The sequence below is a fragment of the Halovulum dunhuangense genome, assembly GCF_013093415.1.
Classification (GTDB): domain Bacteria; phylum Pseudomonadota; class Alphaproteobacteria; order Rhodobacterales; family Rhodobacteraceae; genus Halovulum; species Halovulum dunhuangense.
Map to the genome: position 1 here is coordinate 659,683 of NZ_JABFBC010000001.1, position 15,790 is coordinate 675,472.

General features: G+C 71.5%; 14 protein-coding genes. 7 read left to right on the top strand and 7 right to left on the bottom strand.

Features of this window, described 5'->3' with window-relative positions; translation table 11 throughout:
- Nucleotides 1-6: 6 nt before the first annotated feature.
- Entirely contained in the window at nucleotides 7-1,497 is a 1,491-nt protein-coding gene (locus HMH01_RS03215; RefSeq protein ID WP_171322436.1) for a proton-conducting transporter transmembrane domain-containing protein, read from the bottom strand.
- A gap of 94 nt (nucleotides 1,498-1,591) precedes the next feature.
- Here HMH01_RS03215 and HMH01_RS03220 point away from each other — a divergent pair, with 94 nt between their 5' ends.
- On the top strand, nucleotides 1,592-2,491 hold the full coding sequence (locus HMH01_RS03220) for a LysR family transcriptional regulator (RefSeq protein ID WP_171325178.1): 900 nt from the start codon (nucleotides 1,592-1,594) through the stop codon (nucleotides 2,489-2,491).
- Here HMH01_RS03220 and arsB read toward each other — a convergent pair.
- Together arsB and HMH01_RS03230 are read right to left on the bottom strand one after the other, a co-directional pair.
- A complete protein-coding gene (gene arsB, locus HMH01_RS03225) occupies nucleotides 2,481-3,503 on the bottom strand; it encodes an ACR3 family arsenite efflux transporter (protein ID WP_171322438.1) in 1,023 nt (340 codons plus the stop codon). The genes HMH01_RS03220 and arsB overlap by 11 nt on opposite strands.
- 147 nt (nucleotides 3,504-3,650) lie before the next feature.
- Nucleotides 3,651-5,279, bottom strand: a complete 1,629-nt coding sequence (locus HMH01_RS03230) for an alpha-amylase family glycosyl hydrolase (RefSeq protein ID WP_171325180.1) — start codon at nucleotides 5,277-5,279, stop codon at nucleotides 3,651-3,653.
- Between the two features lie 221 nt (nucleotides 5,280-5,500).
- Between HMH01_RS03230 and HMH01_RS03235 the strand changes: the two genes are divergently transcribed.
- From HMH01_RS03235 to HMH01_RS03245, 3 genes are all read left to right on the top strand, one after another.
- Entirely contained in the window at nucleotides 5,501-5,896 is a 396-nt protein-coding gene (locus tag HMH01_RS03235; RefSeq protein ID WP_171322440.1) for a 6-pyruvoyl trahydropterin synthase family protein, read from the top strand.
- Nucleotides 5,897-6,658, top strand: a complete 762-nt coding sequence (locus HMH01_RS03240) for a class I SAM-dependent methyltransferase (protein ID WP_171322442.1) — start codon at nucleotides 5,897-5,899, stop codon at nucleotides 6,656-6,658.
- Nucleotides 6,659-6,744: 86 nt separating this feature from the next.
- Complete coding sequence (locus tag HMH01_RS03245; RefSeq protein ID WP_171322444.1) at nucleotides 6,745-7,605, top strand: RibD family protein; 861 nt, start codon at nucleotides 6,745-6,747, stop codon at nucleotides 7,603-7,605.
- Here HMH01_RS03245 and HMH01_RS03250 read toward each other — a convergent pair.
- From HMH01_RS03250 to HMH01_RS03260, 3 genes are all read right to left on the bottom strand, one after another.
- Complete coding sequence (locus tag HMH01_RS03250) at nucleotides 7,555-9,105, bottom strand: OpgD/OpgG family glucan biosynthesis protein (RefSeq protein ID WP_171322446.1); 1,551 nt, start codon at nucleotides 9,103-9,105, stop codon at nucleotides 7,555-7,557. The genes HMH01_RS03245 and HMH01_RS03250 overlap by 51 nt on opposite strands.
- Complete coding sequence (mdoH, locus tag HMH01_RS03255) at nucleotides 9,102-10,814, bottom strand: glucans biosynthesis glucosyltransferase MdoH (RefSeq protein WP_246237336.1); 1,713 nt, start codon at nucleotides 10,812-10,814, stop codon at nucleotides 9,102-9,104. The genes HMH01_RS03250 and mdoH overlap by 4 nt, the downstream gene beginning before the upstream one ends.
- Before the next feature lie 93 nt (nucleotides 10,815-10,907).
- Nucleotides 10,908-11,450 carry a cytochrome b gene (locus HMH01_RS03260; RefSeq protein WP_171322450.1) on the bottom strand — a complete coding sequence of 181 codons (543 nt, stop codon included), beginning with the start codon at nucleotides 11,448-11,450 and terminating at the stop codon, nucleotides 10,908-10,910.
- Nucleotides 11,451-11,566: 116 nt separating this feature from the next.
- Here HMH01_RS03260 and HMH01_RS03265 point away from each other — a divergent pair, with 116 nt between their 5' ends.
- Genes HMH01_RS03265 through HMH01_RS03275 form a run of 3 tightly spaced genes read left to right on the top strand, consistent with a single transcriptional unit; the run spans nucleotide 11,567 to nucleotide 14,753 of the window.
- Nucleotides 11,567-12,304: a CDP-alcohol phosphatidyltransferase family protein gene (locus tag HMH01_RS03265; RefSeq protein ID WP_216366748.1), complete on the top strand. Its 738-nt coding sequence runs from the start codon at nucleotides 11,567-11,569 to the stop codon at nucleotides 12,302-12,304.
- Nucleotides 12,301-13,914 carry an alkaline phosphatase family protein gene (locus HMH01_RS03270; protein WP_171322452.1) on the top strand — a complete coding sequence of 538 codons (1,614 nt, stop codon included), beginning with the start codon at nucleotides 12,301-12,303 and terminating at the stop codon, nucleotides 13,912-13,914. The genes HMH01_RS03265 and HMH01_RS03270 overlap by 4 nt, the downstream gene beginning before the upstream one ends.
- Complete coding sequence (locus HMH01_RS03275; protein WP_171322454.1) at nucleotides 13,911-14,753, top strand: lysylphosphatidylglycerol synthase transmembrane domain-containing protein; 843 nt, start codon at nucleotides 13,911-13,913, stop codon at nucleotides 14,751-14,753. Before HMH01_RS03270 ends, HMH01_RS03275 begins: the two co-directional genes overlap by 4 nt.
- On the opposite strand, the gene HMH01_RS03280 is transcribed toward HMH01_RS03275, so the two are convergent.
- Entirely contained in the window at nucleotides 14,750-15,790 is a 1,041-nt protein-coding gene (locus tag HMH01_RS03280) for a glycosyltransferase family 4 protein (RefSeq protein ID WP_171322456.1), read from the bottom strand. The genes HMH01_RS03275 and HMH01_RS03280 overlap by 4 nt on opposite strands.

A 15,790-nucleotide genomic window follows, 5' to 3' on the forward strand; every position in this document is an offset into this window, starting at 1 on the left:
GGTTCCTCAGGCTTTGGGCGCGGGCAGCGCGCGGGTCAGAAGCGTGTCGAGATAGAGTCCACGGGCCAGGTGCAGCCGCAGCGCGGCCCAGCCGGCGCCGGTTCGGCCCGGCGCAAGGGTCTGCACCAGCCCCGCCGCCGCGAAGGCCGCGGTGCCAAGGGCCAGCGCCGTCAGCGCGGCGGGCGACAGCGCGGGCGGCTGCGGCAGGCCGGCGAAGAACGACCCGGCCGCGGCATGGACGGCAAAGTAGCCCGCCGTCACCAGCGCGGCCGTTCCCAGCCCGCGCGGTGCCAGCCTGGGCGCGGCAAGCGCCGGGGCCAGCAGCGGCAGCAGTCCCGCGCCCAGCACCGCCCCCAGCGCCAGAACCTGCGGGTCGCTGGCCGGGTTCAGCCCGAAGGCGGCCCCGATCGCGGCCACCAGCGCCGTGGACAGCGCGAGTGCCGCAAGGGCTGTGGGCAGGGTCGCCCGCGGCGCGCCCGGACGGATGGCGCGGATCGTCTCGACCGCGCTGCCGGCCCGCAGGAAGGCATGCGCCTTGTAGATCGAGTGGGCGACGATGTGCAGCAGCGCCAGCGCCCACAGGCCCAGTCCGCATTGCATCAGCATGAAGCCCATCTGCGCGATGGTGGACCAGGCCAGCGCCTGCTTGGCCGAGCATTGCGTAAGTGCGACCAGCCCCGCGACGATGGCGCTGGCGGCACCCGTGACGGCCAGCAGCGTCATCGCGGCGGGGGCGGCCGACAGGATGTCCGACAGCCGGATCAGCATGGCGCCACCCGCGTTGACCAGCCCCGCATGCAGCAACGCCGAGACCGGCGTCGGCGCGTCGATCACCCGCGTGAGCCAGCCATGCACCGGCAGCAGCGCCGATTTCAGGATCGCCGCCAGCGCCAGCAGCAGGGGGGCCGCGGTGGGGACATCCGCGCCCTGCCGGATCGCATCGGAGATGGTGGCGACATGGGCGGTGCCGAAATGGGCGGTCAGCAGCGCCACCGCCACGACCAGCGCCGCGTCGCTCAGCCGCGCCAGGATGAACTTGTGCCGCGCGGCAAGCCGGGCCGCGGGGCGTTCCCTGCGGAAGGTGAGCAGCCCGTGCAGCGCAAGGCTCATGCCGATCCAGGCCAGCGCCATGAGCACCAGGTTCCCGGCGATCACCAGCGTGGTGACCATGGCGAGCGTCAGCGCCAGCCGGGCGAGGAAGACGTGCCGCCTCGGGTCTCCGTCAAGGTAGCGGATCGAGAAGGGCAGGATCACCGCGCCGAGCCCCGTCACCAGCGCCAGCAGTGCCGCGCTGACCGGGTCCAGCCGGAAAAGGTAGCCGTCAGCGGCCCCGGTGGCGGCGACGAGCGCAAGCGAGGTCAGCGCCGCCGCGACCGCGGTCAGCGCCGCGGCGCGCAACCCGCGCAGCGCCGCCGGTCCGCGCACGGCGAGGCTTGCAAGGGCGCCGGCCAGCAGCGCCAGCGGGGCAAGAAGCGGGATCAGGGTCAACGTGGGCATCACGGTCCTCCGGAAAATTCCGGCTGGGGGTAGCATGGCGATTTTGATAGTTTAAATTCATTGTTTGTCTCAAATCGTTCGTCATGGGTGAATGATGGCTGCGCTCAACTACAACCATCTGCGCTATTTCTGGGCTGTCGCGCATGAGGGGCACCTGACCCGTGCCGCCGAACGGCTGGCGGTGTCGCAATCGGCGCTGTCGGTGCAGATCCGCAAGCTGGAGGACCAGCTGGGCCACCCGCTGTTCGAACGGCGGGGCAAGGCGTTGCACCTGACCGAGGCGGGGCGCATCGCGCTGGATCACGCCGACCGGATCTTTGCCACCGGCACCGAGCTTCAGGCGACGCTTTCGGCGCGCGAGCGGGCGCGGCAGGTGTTGCGGGTCGGCGCGCTGGCGACGCTGTCGCGCAACTTCCAGATCGGCTTTCTCGCGCCCCTGATCGGCCGGCCGGAGGTCGAGGTGGTGCTGCGCTCGGGCAGCCTGTCGGACCTGCTGGCCGGGCTGGAGGCGCACCGGCTGGACGTGGTGCTGCTGAACCAGGCGCCGCCCCGGGACGCCGCCACGCCCTGGATCGCGACCGCGCTGGCCGCGCAGCCGGTCAGCCTGATCGGCACGCCCGCGCGGATCGCGGGGCGCCGCGACATCGGCGCGCTGTTGGGGGCCGAGCCGGTGCTGCTGCCCACCATCGAGGGCACGATCCGCGCCGGGTTCGACGCGCTGATGGCGCGGCTGGGGATCGCGCCCCGGATCGCGGCAGAGGTGGACGACATGGCGATGATGCGGCTGCTGGCGCGGGCCGATGCCGGGCTGGCGGTGGTGCCGCCCATCGTGGTCCGCGACGAGCTTGCGCAGGGGCTGCTGGTCGAGGCGGCGCCGCTGCCGGGCATCATCGAAAGCTTCTTTGCCGTCACGCTGGAGCGGCGCTTTCCCAATCCCCTGCTGGGGGAGTTGTTGCAGCCCCATGCCGCGCCGGACGAGGCGGTCACGCGGTAGGAAAGCGGTCCCGCGTGCGGTTGGCGAAGGCGACCAGCGACAGCATCACCGGCACCTCGACCAGCACGCCCACGACGGTGACAAGCGCCGCGCCGGACCCCAGTCCGAAAAGCCCGATCGCCACCGCGACCGCCAGTTCGAAGAAGTTCGACGTGCCGATCAGCGCGCAGGGCGCGGCCACCTTGTGCGGCACGCGCCACGCCCAGGCCGCGCCGTAGGCCAGCGCGAAGATGCCGTAGGACTGGATCAGGATGGGCACGGCAAGCAGCGCGATCAGCAGCGGCCCGGCCAGGATCACCGGCCCCTGGAAGCCGAACAGCAGCAGCACGGTGGCCAGCAGCCCCAGCATCGAAAGTGGCTTGATGCGGCGCGAGAAGGCGTCGACCGCCGCAACGCCGCCGCGCGCGATCAGCACCCGCCGCGTCAGCCCCCCGGCCAGCAGCGGGATCACGACATAAAGGGCGACCGACAGAAGCAGCGTCTGCCACGGCACCGCGATGTCGGTGACGCCCAGCAGGAAGGCGACGATGGGGGCAAAGGCAAAGACCATGATGACGTCGTTCAGCGACACCTGGACCAGCGTGTAGGTGGCGTCTCCACGGGTCAGCTGGGACCAGACGAAGACCATCGCCGTGCAGGGCGCTGCGCCCAGCAGGATCAGCCCGGCGATGTATTCCGGCGCATCCTCGGCCGGGATCAGCCCCGCGAAGACATGCCTGAAGAACAGCACGCCAAGCGCCGCCATGGTGAAGGGCTTGATGAGCCAGTTGACGACCACCGTGATGACCAGCCCCTTGGGCCGTTCCGCTACGCCGCGCAGGCTGGAGAAATCGACCGCGACCATCATCGGATAGACCATCGCCCAGATCAGGACGGCGACGATCAGGTTGACCGAGGCGATCTCGGCCCGGGCCAGCGCCGCGAACAGGCCCGGCAGCAATGTGCCGAGTGTCACGCCGACAACGATGCACAGGCCGACCCACAGGCTGAGATAGCGTTCGAACAGGCTCATGGTTGCGTGGCGGCTCCCTTGTTTTGCCGGCCAAGCGTTAGATCGGGCCGCGCCCGCCTGCAAGCGCGCAGGCGCCGGCTTGCGCCCGGACCGGGGGCGCTGGGCAGCCTGACGCTCCGGCGATCTCCTTGCGCTGCCGGCCGTGGCTCAGGGTAGCGGCCGCAGGACGGGCGGTTCCGGATCCGGGGCCAGCCAGGCGTGGCCATTCGGCCCCAGCGTCAGCCGGTCCTCTGCCAGCGTCGCGCCCGCGCAGGGGCCGTGCAGTCGCGCCGCGCCGTCGAGGGTCAGGCGCACCGTCCGGGGCGAGAGGTTGAACAGGCAGGTCAGCGCCCCTGTCTCGTGCCAGCGGCGGAAGCCCAGCACCGGCTCGGGCAGGTCGAGGAACTCTGTCCGGCCCCGCCCCAGCGCCGGCGTCGCGCGGCGAAAGGCCAGAAGCGCGCGGTAGGCGTGCAGGGTCGAATCCGGCGCTGCCTCCATGAGGTCCACGGCGCGGGCGGCCTGGGCCGGCTTGACCGGCAGCCAGGGCGTTTCGGTGCTGAAGCCTGCATTGGGCGCCGCCGCTTCCCAGACCATCGGCGTGCGGCAGCCATCGCGGCCCTTGTAGTCGGGCCAGAAGCGCAGGCCGGGGGGATCGACGATCTCGTGATAGGCCAGCTCTGTTTCGGTCTGGCCCAGTTCTTCCCCCTGGTAGAGGCAGACCGCCCCCTCGAAGCTGAGCAGCATCGCGGCGGTCAGCCGCGCAAGGCTGTCGCGGTCGTGCCCGTGCTCTGCCCAGCGAGAGACGTGGCGGATCACGTCATGGTTGGAAAACGCCCAGCAGGGCCAGCCGTCGGGGGCCTCGGCGAAAAAGCCCTCGATGATGTCGCGGAAATGGGCGGCGCTGAAATCCGGGCCCAGCATCTCGAAGGAATAGGCCATGTTGAGCTTGTCGTTGCCCGAGGTGTAGGCGCCCATGATCCGGGCGGCGCCCTTGCCTTCGCCCACCTCGCCCACGGTCATGCGGCCGGCATACGCGTCGGTCATCGCGCGCACGCGGCGCAGGAAGCCCACCGTCTCGGGGCGGGTCTTGTCGTAGACGTGGCGCTGCGCCTCGTAGGGGTTCGCCCAGGACGCATGCGGCTTGTCGGGATCGGCGGGGTTGTCGCGCAGTTCGGTGTCGTGGAACGGGTAGTTGATGCTGTCCAGCCGGAAGCCGTCCACGCCGCGATCCAGCCAGAAGCGCATCGCGTCGAGGATCGCGTCCTGCACATCCGGGTTGTGGAAGTTCATCTGCGGCTGCGACGACAGGAAGCTGTGCATGTAGTACTGGCGCCGCCGCGGCTCCCATGTCCAGGCGGGGCCGCCGAAGACCGACAGCCAGTTGTTGGGCGGCGTGCCGTCGGGCCGCGCCTCGGCCCAGACATACCAGTCGGCCTTTGGCCCCGTCCGCGACAGCCGGCTTTCGGCGAACCACGGGTGCTGGTCCGAGGTGTGGCTCGGCACCTGGTCGATGATGACCTTCAGCCCCAGCGCATGGGCGCGCGCCAGCAGCGCGTCGAAATCCGCCAGCGTGCCGAACAGCGGGTCCACGCCGCGATGGTCCGAGATGTCGTAGCCCATGTCGGCCATGGGCGATGTGAAGAAGGGCGACAGCCAGATCACGTCCACCCCCAGCGAGGCAACATGGTCGAGCCGCCGGGCGACGCCCCTCAGATCGCCGATGCCGTTGCCGCCATCGTCCTGGAACGAGCGCGGGTAGATCTGGTAGATCACCGCGCTGCGCCACCAGTCCTGCATCTCCGGTGCCATCTTCTGCCCGCCTTTTCCCTTGCCTGTCGCGGCGCACGCTACACCAGCCGTGAAGGGGCCTCAAACCGTTTTGGATCGACAACTGCGGCGGCTTCGCGGGCTTTGTGGGGCCATGGCAGGCGGATCCGCGCCGGGATCGGGTCGGCCTGACTTGAAGCTGCGTCCGGCAGGGATACCTCTGCCCGGACACAAGGCTGGAAGGATTGCCCATGTTTGCCGTTGAAGTCCGCGACCACATCATGATCGCCCACTCGCTGCCCTCGCCCGTGTTCGGGCCCGCACAGGGGATGCATGGGGCCACCTTCGTGGTGGACGCGGCGTTCTTCACCGAGGATCTGGACGAGAATTCGCTGGTGGTGGACATCGGCCTGGCGACCGAGGCGCTGACCGCGGCACTTGGCCCGCTGCGCTACAGGAACCTTGACGAAGTCGAGGCGTTCAAGGGCCGCATCACCACCACCGAGTTCCTGTGCCACCACATCTGGACCGTGGTGCGCGACGCGGTGAAGGCGGGCAAGCTGAACGATGGCGGCCGGGTCAGGCGGCTGCGCATCAGCCTGGAGGAAAGCCACGTCGCCCGCGGCTGGTACGAGGCGGATATCTGAATGGGGTTTTCCCCTGACTGGCTTTCCCTGCGCGAACCGGCGGACCACGCTGCCCGCGACGCCGCCCTGCTGAACGCGGCGGCCGGGGCGGCGGGGCGCGCGCCGGTGGTTCTCGATCTGGGTTGCGGGACAGGCTCGACGATCCGCGCCTTCGGCACGCGGCTGCCCGAAACCACGCGCTGGCGGCTGGTCGACCTGGACCCGACGCTTCTGGAACATGCCGCGCGGCAGGCTCCGCAGGCGCAGACCTTCAGGTTGAACCTGTCGGACCTGGATGCGCTGCCGCTGGAGGGGGTGACGCTTGTCACCGCCTCGGCGCTGCTGGACCTGATGCCGCGCGACTGGGTGGCGCGGCTGGCCGACAGGCTGGCGGGGGCGGGCTGCGCCTTTTACGCGGCGCTGAACTATGATGGGATGATGCGCTGGACCCCCGCGCATCCCGACGATGCGGGCATCACCGACGCCTTCAACCGCCACCAGCGCGGCGACAAGGGGATCGGCCCGGCGCTGGGCCCCGATGCCGGTCCGGTCGCAGCCGAGCTGTTCCGCGCCCGGGGGTTCGAGGTGCGGCTGGCCGACAGCCCATGGGTGCTGGGGCCGTCCGAGGCGCGGCTGCATGCGGAACTGGCGCAGGGGATCGCACGGGCCGCCGAAGAGACGGGGCTTGCCGCCGACGCATGGGCCGCGGCCCGGGCCACCCCCGACTGGGCGGGGAGTGCCGTGATCGGCCACTGCGACCTGCTGGCGATTCCCGGCGCATGACGCTCGCGGCTTCGTGACAGGGTGATGACAAGCGACCCGGCTGCGCTAACTCTCCTCTCGAAAGGCGTTCCCGGAAGGAGACCCTGATGCTGGCGATCGACGCGACCCCGCGCCTGTGGGCACATCTGCTGGACCTGCGCGCCGGCCAGGCCGTGGCGGACAGACCGGAATGGACCGCCGCCGAACGCGCCGCGCTTGAACTTTACGCCCCCATCGCCCGCCGCGATACCGCCCCGCTGGTGCTGGGCCAGATCGGGCAGTCGCTGGACGGGCGCGTGGCGACCGTGACCGGCGATGCGCGGGACGTGTCCGGGCCCGACGGGCTGGTGCACCTGCACCGTATCCGGGCGCTGGTGGATGCCGTGGTCATCGGCATCGGCACCGCGCTGCACGACACGCCGCAACTGACCGTGCGGCTGGTCCCCGGCGACAGCCCGGCGCGCGTGGTGATCGACCCGTCGGGGCGGCTGCCGGACGATGCGCCGATGCTGGCCCCGAACGGCGCGCGGCGCATCGTCGTGCAGGCCGTCGACCGCCCGCGCCCCGCAGGCGTCGAGGTGGTCCGGCTTGCCCGGACCGGCGAGCGCCTGCAGCCTGCGGCGATCCTTTCGGCGCTGCGCGAGCGGGGGCTGCACAGCATCCTGGTCGAGGGCGGCAGCACCACGCTTGCGCATTTCCTGGAGGCGGGCTGCCTCGACCGGCTGCATGTCGCGGTGGCGCCGCTCATCATCGGGGCGGGGCCCGCGGGGCTGACCACCAGCCCGGTGGAGCGTCTGTCGCGCGCGTGCCGCCCGGTGACGCGGGTTTACGGGTTGGGCAGCGACGTGCTTTTCGATTGCCAGATGCCCGAGGCCGAGACGCAAGGCGCCCGGCCCCGGGGGGGCGCGCGGGCAGGCCTAGACGCCGCCGTCGCGAGCCATGGTCCAGCGATGCAGCCAGACAGGTGAGGCAGGCGCGCCATCCGCGCCGCCGATCACCAAGCGCAGTTCGGCCACCGTCTGCCCCTCTGCCGGCGTGAACAGGAAGCTTGCGCGGTAAAGCCCCGGCTCGCCCGGCGCATAGAAGCTCTGACCGGTGATCTGGCCCTCGCCCGACAGGCTTTCGATTTTGAGCGACATGGCCGCGGGATCGGGCTGCACGCCGTCGGCGCGGTAATCCACCACGAACAGCCGCGCGCCGGGGGTCAGCGGATCGCGTCCGCTGCGGCTGGCCGCCACGGCCAGCGGGAAGCCGTGGCCGGGCTCGGCCGCACCGCTCCAGACCAGGCGATAGGCGAAGCGGTATTCGCCGCCCGCCATCAGAGGCTCGGCAGGCCGCCAGAAGGCGACGATGTTATCGTGGTACTCGTCCGCCGTCGGGATCTCGACCAGCGTCACGGCGCCCGGCCCCCAGTCGCCCACCGGTTCCACCCAGGCCGAGGGGCGGCGGTGATAGGCGGCCTCGGGGTCAACGTAATCCTCGTAGTCGCGCAGGGTCTGCAACAACCCGAAGCGCCGCGGCCCGGTGTCCGAGAAGGCCGAGATCTGGAGTTGCGCCGGGTTGGAGAGCGGCCGCACGACCGTCTCGCCGGCGCCGTTCTCGATCCAGAGCACGTCGCTGTCATGCACCGCCGGGCGGAAATCATCCGCGACCGAGCGGCGCAGCGGCCCGAAGAAATACATCGAGGTCAGCGGCGCTATGCCCGCCTCGGCGATGTTGCGGCGCGGGAAGAGCGTCAGCTCGCAATCCATCACCGTGGGCGCGCCCGGGCGGATCGCGAAGATCAGCGCGCCCGTGGCCGACGGGCTTTCGATCAGCGCGCCGATGCGCACGGCGCCCTGTTCGGTCGGGTCCACCTCCAGCCGGGTGAAGACCGGGAATTCCTCGGGCGTGGATCCGCCGGTGCCGAGCGCAAGGCCGCGGGCCGACAGGCCATAGACCGTATCCGCGGGCAGGGCGCGGAAATAGCTTGCGCCCTGCATCACGAGGAACTCGTCCCAGATGTCCGGCCGGTTGAGCGGGCCGCGCAGGCGGATGCCCGAAAAACCCATCTCCTCCATGCCGGGTGCCGGCTGCGGCGGTTCCGGGAAGTAGCGCGGCTCGAAGGTGAAGAGCGAGGGGTCGAAGTCGAGCGGCGTGTCCTGTCCGGGAACGACCACCTCGACGCGGTCGCGGAAGTAGAAGCCGGGCGGCAGCAGGTCCATGCGGACGCCGCCGCCAATCTCCAGCTCGCCCGCGCCGCCGGGGCGGGGGCGGATGCCGCGGAAACTGTCATAGGTCAGGCTGTCGAAGGGCGGCACCAGCGCGATCGTGGTGTCGCGATGCGGCGCTTGCGACAGGCGGCGCGCACGCTCGATCAGCGCCTCGGGCGAGACGTTGGCCATTGCCCGCAGCCTCGGCATGGCCGCGGCGACGGCGGCGATCCCGCCAAGCAGGACCGCACGGCGCGAGGGTCTGAGGATGGTCATGCCCGGCCCTCCGCAGCCACGAGATGGGCAATCCGCGCCCGCGGCGCAGGCCGCTTCGGCGCATCCATGAAGCGCAGGATCAGGGGGGCCGCCACCAGCGGCAGCGCGACCGGCGCCAGCAGCAGGGCCGCCGCCTCCGGCGCATCCGAGAACCAGGCGGCCAGGGCGATCAGGGCAAGGCCGGACAGGCTTTCCCAGCCACCGCGCGGCAGGCTTATCAAGGGGCGGCGCTGCGGGCCCTTCCAGCCGCAGTCGCGGCCCAGCAGCACCTCGGCCACGGCGCGGCTCTGGTTCAGCATCACGATGGGGGCGATCAGGCTCGACAGGGCCAGTTCGGTCAGGCCGGCGCGCACGACCAGCCAGCGGGCACGGCCGCGCCGCCGCGTGACCCACTCGCCGATGCCGGCCAGCTTCGGCACCATCAGAAGGGCCAGCGCCCCGGCCAGCGGCCAGCCGGCATTGCCCCCAAGTTCCACGCCGCCCAGCGCCAGGATCAGCACCATCGCCAGCCAGATCGGCGCCGACAGGTAGGACTGGATCCCGCCCATCAGGTGCAGGCGGCTGATCGGGTGCAGGCCGCGCGCGCCCAGCAGGCGTACATGCTGCAGGTTGCCCTGGCACCAGCGGCGGTCGCGGCGGTGGAACTCGCCCAGCGTCTCGGGCGCTTCCTCGGCACTGCCGAGGGTCGAGGGCTCCACCTCCACCCCCCAGCCTGACCGGCGCAGCCAGGCGGCTTCGATGAAGTCGTGGCTGAGGATCGGGCCGCCGAAGGGCGCCGGGCCCGACAGCGGCGCAAGCCCAGCCGATGCCGCGAAGGCGCGCACGCGGATCAGCGCGTTGTGGCCCCAGAAGTTCCCCTCGGTGCCGGTCCAGCCGGCAAGGCCGCGGGTGAAGCCCGGGCCGCACAGGCGCGAGGACAGGCGCTGCAGCGCGGCGAAACGGCTTTCGCCCGAGACGAGCCGCATGCCGGTCTGGATCAGGCCCAGATGCGGGTTCTGCTCCATCCGCCACTGAAGGGCGCGGATGCGGTCGGCGGTCATCTGGCTGTCGGCGTCCATGACCAGCATCGTCTCGTAGACCGAGCCCTGCCGTGTCACCCAATCCGCGACGTTGCCGGGCTTGCGGCCGACATTCTCGGTCCGGCGGCGGTAGTGGATGCCGTGCTGGGCGGCGAGGGGGGCGAGGATCTGCTCCTCTGCCGCGGCGGCCTCGGGGGTGCGGGTGTCGGACAGGATCCAGATGTCCGTGCTGCCGCCAAGGCCCGACCGGTCAAGGTCGCGCCGCAGCGCCGAAACGCGGCGGGCGATTGCCAGCGGCGCCTCTCCGCAGACGAGCCACAGCACGGCGATGCGGCCCGCAGGTTGGAACGAGGCGGGGACGGGGGCGGCGCGGCGCCGCTGGCCAAGGCCCAGCAGCGCCATGGCGGCACCGGCGGCGATGTAGGCGGCGTTCAGGCCGAACAGGGCGACGAGCAGCGCCACCACCGGCGCGGGCCCATCGATCGCGGCCAGGAACGCGGCGGTCAGGGGCAGGGCAAAGGCCGCGGTCAGGGCGGCAAGCCGCAGCCGGGCGCGACGGACCGGGCGGTCCGCTTCGGGCACGCCGGGTCCGGTCAGGACCCGCTCACCGGGGCTGCGCGGCGGCATCTCCAGAGCCGCGGGCACAGGCCAGCCGGTTCTTTCGATTTCTGTCACTTCGGACAGGGTCATTGCGCGCAAGATGGGTCTCCCTCGGTTGAGTGCGGCGCTTGCAAATAGTGAGTGCCGTGAAACCCACAAGCCCCCCCGCGCCGACTGCGCGGGTTACCGCGCAAATGGCGGCCAAATGCGCGAAAACACGCCATCCTTGCGCAAGATTGCGTGATGAAGTGCCGCTCCGACATGGATGGCGACCAGTCCGATGACCACCAGCCGGGCCGTCGCATGCGCCGCCTTTGCCGTCTCGGCGAGTGAGTCGGACCGGGGAACGAGCGGGGGGATCCCCAGCGCGTCCAGTGCCTCGATCGGGAAGCCCCCGGCGCGGACGCGGACATAGCCGCTGAACGCCATGAACAGCACCGCCGCGTAAAGCGCCCAGTGCGTCAGCCCGGCGATGCGCGCCTGCAGTGGCGGCACGCTTTCGGGCAGGGGCGGGGCAGGGTGCGTCAGACGCCAGCCCAGGCGCGCCAGCATCAGCAGAAGGATCAGCACGCCCACGTTCTTGTGAAAGATGAACAGCGCATCCTGGGTCGGACGCGCAAGCCCCTCGGTCAGCATGTATCCGCCAACCGGCAGCGTCGCGATCACCAGGACCGCAACCGCCCAATGCAACACGCGGGCCGTTCTCGTATATTTCTGCACGACCATGGCGCACCTCCTACCCTATCGGAAATTAGGTCCCGGCGCGCCTGTGTCCATGCTGCCCATGGCTTGAAGCGCGCCGGCCGGCGCTAGATTGACCGCATGAAGGATCGGGAACTGCAATGAGCGACGCGCAGCTGGAAAAATCATTCGCGAGCCCGGCGCCCACCCCGCTGGTGCAGGGCGGCGCCGTGGTCCTGGCCTCGGTGGTGCTTGCGGGCGGTGTCGCGTCGCTGCTGGGCGGCGCCATCTGGGTCGCCGCGGCCGTCGCGGCCGTCGGGGGGGCAATCGCGCTGGCAGGGCTTGCCCGGCATTATCCGCACCGGCGGCTTGGTCTTTGCAATGTCGTGACGCTTGCGCGCGGCGGGCTGGTCGCGGGGCTTGCCGGGCTGCTGGCGGCGCCGCAGGTGCTTGAGGGGTTCGTGGCGTGGGCGGCGCTTGGCGTGGCGCTGCTGGCCCTTGCCATGGACGGGCTCGATGGCTGGGCCGCCCGGCGGGCTGGCCTGTCCTCTGATTTCGGGGCGCGGCTCGACATGGAGGTGGATGTGGCGCTGGGCCTGATCCTGGCGCTTCTTGCCTGGCTGTCGGGCAAGGCGGGGTTCTGGGTTCTGGGTCTGGGGCTGATGCGCCATGTCTTCGTGGCGGCCGGCTGGGTCTTGCCTGCGCTTCAGGGGGCGCTGTTCCCGTCGTTCCGGCGCAAGCTGGTGTGCGTGATCCAGATCGCCGCGCTGATCGCGCTGATGGCGCCGGTGGTGCAGCCGCCCCTGGCCGGCTGGATCGCGGGAGTGGCGCTGGCCATCCTGGGCGCCTCGTTCCTGCGTGACGCGGTCTGGCTTCTGGCACGGGGCCGCCGGGCATGAGCCGGATCGCGGCACTCGCTGCGGCGGCGCTTCTGCTGCACCTGGTGCTGATCCAGCCCAACCATCCCGATGCGATGGCCTGGAATGCGCTGTTCCTGTTCCCGCTGGAACTGCCGGTGATGCTGCTGGCGCTGATCGCGCTGCCCGCGGGGGCGCGGCTGACGCAGGGGCTGCGGCTGCTGCTGGTCGCCGTACTCATGGTGATCGCGCTGGCGAAGCTGGCCGACTACGGCACCTTCATCGCCTTCAACCGGGGTTTCAACGCGGTGGTGGACTACAACCTGATCCACGCAGCCTGGGTGCTGGGCAGTGGCAGCATCGGGACGCCGTTGGCCGCGCTGGCCGTGGCCGGTGCGCTGCTGGCGCTGGCGCTGGTGGCCTGGGCGCTCTGGTGGGCAACCGGACGCTGGGCGCGGTTGCGCCCTCCGCCTGCGCTGGCGCTGGTAGCGGGCCTTGCGCTGGTGCCTGCCACCGGGCTTGCGGTGGGCGAGATCGGGCAGGCCATGCGGGCGTGGTCGATGCCGTTCCAGGCCCCCGGTGCCGCCTTTACCGCGCGCGTCGGGATCGAGCGGGTCGCGCTGTGGCGCGAGACGCTGTCCGATCTGCGGGACTTCCGTCGCGCCGCGACCGAGGATCCCTATGTCGGGCGCCAGGGGCTGCTGTCGGCGCTGGACGGGCGCGACGTGCAGCTGATCTATGTCGAGAGCTACGGCCGCTCCAGCTTCGAGAACCCGCTCTACCGCCCGACCCACGCGGGCACGCTGCGCGCGGCCGAGCCGCAACTTGCGGCGGCGGGGCTTGGGATGCGCTCGGGCTGGCTGACCGCGCCGATGGTGGGCGGGCAGAGCTGGCTTGCCCATGGCAGCGTCGCCTCGGGGCTCTGGACCGACAACCAGGGCCGCTACCGCGCGATGATCGCAAGCCCGCGCCGGACGCTGTTTCATTTCGCGGCGCAGGCCGGCTACCGCACGGCGGCCGTGATGCCCGCGATCACCATGGCCTGGCCCGAGGCCGGGTTCTTCGGCTTCGACGCGATCCATGCGGCGGCGGACCTGGGCTACCGGGGCTTGCCCTTCAACTGGGTGACGATGCCCGACCAGTTCACCCTGTCGGCATTCGACCGGCTGGAGCGGGAGGTGGCGGACCGTCCGCCGCTGTTCGCGCAGATCGCGCTGATCTCGTCCCACGCGCCCTGGGTGCCGGTCCCCGACCTGGTCCCCTGGGATGCGGTGGGCGATGGCACCGTGTTCAACGCGATGGCGCAGGCGGGCGACCCGCCCGACGTGGTCTGGCGCGACCATGACCGGGTGCGCGAACAGTACCGGCTGGCGATCGACTACACGCTTCGGACGGTGACGGACTATGCCGCACGCGTGGCCAACGACGCGCCGCTGATGATCGTGCTGGGCGATCACCAGGCCGCGCGCTTCGTCTCGGGGACGCAGGATTTCGACGTGCCGATCCATGTGATCGGGCCGCCCGAACTGGTCGAGCGTTTCGCCGCCTGGGGCTTTGCCGAGGGGCTGATCCCCGACCCGTCAACGCCCGCGCTGCGGATGGACGCGTTCCGCGACCGTTTCCTCGAGACCTTTACCGACGGCGAGTCATGAGGTTCTGGCGGCTGGCGGTCCCGCCGCTTCTGCTGCTGGCGCTCTGGCAGGTGGTGGACGGGCCGGCCGCGCTGGCCGCGCTGCGCGGCGTGGACCCGCTGCTGTGGCTGGCCGCGCTGGCGCTGCTGAATGTCCAGATCCTTGCCTCGGCCCTGCGCTGGCGGCTGACCGCCGGCTTTCTTGGACAGAGCCTCGGGCGCGGGCAGGCGGTGGCGGAGTACTACCTTGCCACGCTGGGCAACATGGTGCTGCCGGGTGGCGTGCTGGGGGATGCCGGGCGTGCGGTGCGGGCGCAGTCGGGCGTGGGGCTGGCGGTGGCCGCACAGGCGGTGATGATCGAGCGGCTGGCCGGGCAGGTGGCGCTGTTCGCGCTGCTGTTGCCGGCGCTGGCGCTGCTGCCGGGGATCGCTGCGGGGCCGGTGCTGGCGCTGGGCGTGCTGCTGGGGGCGGGGGCCGTGCTGGTGGTGGCGGGACCGGGCTGGGCGCGGCGGTTCGGGGCGCAGATGCGGCGTGCCTGGCTGTCGCCCGGCGCGCTGCCGCGCCAGCTGGCGCTGAGCGCCGTCATTCTTGCCGCAAATATCGGCGCCTTCGCGCTGTGCTCGGCCGCTGTCGGCGCGCCGCTGGGCGCGCTTGCGCTGGTGCTGGTGCCGCTGGCGCTGCTGGCCATGCTGATCCCGCTGTCGGTCGGCGGCTGGGGCCTGCGCGAGGGGGCGGCGGGGCTGCTGTGGCCCCTTGCGGGCGCGACTTCCGAGGCCGGGATCGCCGCCAGCATCGCCTTTGGCCTGGCCGCGCTGGCCTCCGGTCTGCCGGGGCTGCTGGTGCCGCTTCTGCGCCGTTAGCGCGCGGCGGCCAGCCGGTCGGCCACCAGTCGGGCTGTGTCTGCCCAACTCGGCAGCGCCTCGGCCGCGGCGCGGGCGGCGGTGGCGCATTCGTGGCGCAGCGCGTCGTCCACCAGTATCCGGCGCAGGGCCCTCGCAAAGGCGGCCGCGTCGTCCACATCCACCAGGATGCCCGCCCCCGCCGGCACGGTATCTGGCACGGCCCCGCCACGGCAGCTGACGATCGGCAGGCTATGGCCCAGCGCCTCGCCAAAGACCATGCCGTAGCCTTCGTAGCGGGTGGCGAGCGCAAACAGGCTGGCGCTGCGATAGTGCTCTGCCAGCGTCTCGTCGGGTACCTCGCCCAGGATGCGCACGCGGTCGTCCAGACCCAGATCGGCCCGCAACCGGGGCAGGGCCGCGACCACCGCCGCCTCGTGCGGGCGGCCGATGATGGCGGCCTGCCAGTCCAGATCCGCGATGCGGGCAAGCGCGTCCAGCAGCACGTCATGCCCCTTGCGCGCGCAGAGAATGCCCACGGACAGGATCAGCGGCGGCGTGGCCCGTGGCGTGTGACTCGGGGCGGGCAGGGAAAAGCCCGGCAGGGCGATGGTGACCCGGTCGGCCGCCGTGCCGTATTCCGCGCGCAGGACGGCCGCAGTATGCGGGCTTGGCACCAGGACCTGGCGCGCCAGCGCAAGGTTCGCCTTCTCCCGTGCCGCCATCCGGGCAGCCAGGTCAGCGGGCAGCCCCGCCTCCAGCGCCAGCGGGTGGTGGACAAGGGCCGTCATCGGGGCTTTCACCCCGGCCAGGGCCTCGGTCTGGAACGCGCCATAGGCAAGACCGTCCACGATCACGGGCGTTGCATGATCGAGCGCCGCCAGCCGGTCGATGGCGGCCTGCATGGTGCCCGCGTCGGGATGCGGCCAGCCGTCGCCCAGTTCCAGCAGGTGCACGGAATGGCCAAGCGCCTCGAGCGCGCGGATCAGGTGCAGGTCGTAGAGGGTTCCGCCGGTCCGCGTGGTGATGCGGCCGGGCACGGCGAAGGCGAGCTTCAT

What these genes read in the sequence shown, in the direction of transcription:
- HMH01_RS03215 (WP_171322436.1), bottom strand. Translation starts at nt 1,497, where the DNA reads ATGCCCACGTTGACCCTGATCCCGCTTCTTGCCCCGCTGGCGCTGCTG.
- HMH01_RS03220 (WP_171325178.1), top strand. Translation starts at nt 1,592, where the DNA reads ATGGCTGCGCTCAACTACAACCATCTGCGCTATTTCTGGGCTGTCGCG.
- arsB (WP_171322438.1), bottom strand. Translation starts at nt 3,503, where the DNA reads ATGAGCCTGTTCGAACGCTATCTCAGCCTGTGGGTCGGCCTGTGCATC.
- HMH01_RS03230 (WP_171325180.1), bottom strand. Translation starts at nt 5,279, where the DNA reads ATGCAGGACTGGTGGCGCAGCGCGGTGATCTACCAGATCTACCCGCGC.
- HMH01_RS03235 (WP_171322440.1), top strand. Translation starts at nt 5,501, where the DNA reads ATGTTTGCCGTTGAAGTCCGCGACCACATCATGATCGCCCACTCGCTG.
- HMH01_RS03240 (WP_171322442.1), top strand. Translation starts at nt 5,897, where the DNA reads ATGGGGTTTTCCCCTGACTGGCTTTCCCTGCGCGAACCGGCGGACCAC.
- HMH01_RS03245 (WP_171322444.1), top strand. Translation starts at nt 6,745, where the DNA reads ATGCTGGCGATCGACGCGACCCCGCGCCTGTGGGCACATCTGCTGGAC.
- HMH01_RS03250 (WP_171322446.1), bottom strand. Translation starts at nt 9,105, where the DNA reads ATGACCATCCTCAGACCCTCGCGCCGTGCGGTCCTGCTTGGCGGGATC.
- mdoH (WP_246237336.1), bottom strand. Translation starts at nt 10,814, where the DNA reads ATGACCCTGTCCGAAGTGACAGAAATCGAAAGAACCGGCTGGCCTGTG.
- HMH01_RS03260 (WP_171322450.1), bottom strand. Translation starts at nt 11,450, where the DNA reads ATGGTCGTGCAGAAATATACGAGAACGGCCCGCGTGTTGCATTGGGCG.
- HMH01_RS03265 (WP_216366748.1), top strand. Translation starts at nt 11,567, where the DNA reads ATGAGCGACGCGCAGCTGGAAAAATCATTCGCGAGCCCGGCGCCCACC.
- HMH01_RS03270 (WP_171322452.1), top strand. Translation starts at nt 12,301, where the DNA reads ATGAGCCGGATCGCGGCACTCGCTGCGGCGGCGCTTCTGCTGCACCTG.
- HMH01_RS03275 (WP_171322454.1), top strand. Translation starts at nt 13,911, where the DNA reads ATGAGGTTCTGGCGGCTGGCGGTCCCGCCGCTTCTGCTGCTGGCGCTC.
- HMH01_RS03280 (WP_171322456.1), bottom strand. Translation starts at nt 15,790, where the DNA reads ATGAAGCTCGCCTTCGCCGTGCCCGGCCGCATCACCACGCGGACCGGC.